At 66.3% G+C, this 543-nt stretch carries 1 protein-coding gene; it reads left to right on the plus strand.

What is annotated here, in order from left to right; translation table 11 throughout:
• Positions 1-227 precede the first annotated feature (227 nt).
• Positions 228-543 (plus strand): leucine zipper domain-containing protein (locus G3I60_RS43905; RefSeq protein WP_164293687.1); only part of this gene is annotated, 316 nt, incomplete at its 3' end.

Below are 543 nucleotides of genomic sequence, written 5' to 3' on the forward strand. Positions count from 1 at the left end.
CGGCTCGATCAACGTCCACTGCTCATCACTGAGTTGCCTGCGCGTCACGACCAACAGTCCTATCGGATCCGCTCTCCCGACAGACCCACATCGGCAAAGTTGATCACGACATCACACAGGCCCTAGGTGTATTGATCACGAGCGTTGTTGACAGTGGTGGGTCTTGAACATGGCGAAGACCTCCGGTGTGGTGGAGCTGTCTAGGACTGCACCACTCGGAGGTCTTCGTGTCCCACCGTAATGCCCGGCTGACCGTTCATGGCAGACGGCTTCTCATCGAACGTGTCGTATCCGGCCGTCCGGTCGCTCATGTCGCGGCGGAGATGGGGATCTCGCGGGCCACGGCCCACAAGTGGGTCCGCCGGTGGCGCGCGGAGGGCGAGGCGGGGCTGCACGACCGCTCCAGCCGCCCGCATACGACCCCGCACCGCACGCCGGCCGCGGTCGAGGCGAGGGTGTGTGCACTGCGGCAGGCCCGCAAGCTGGGACCGGCCCGGATCGGACCGATCCTGGGCCTGCCCGCCTCGACCGTCCACCGGATCC

Origin of the sequence: Streptomyces sp. SID13666 (assembly GCF_010548325.1) — a bacterium.
GTDB lineage: Bacteria > Actinomycetota > Actinomycetes > Streptomycetales > Streptomycetaceae > Actinacidiphila > Actinacidiphila fildesensis.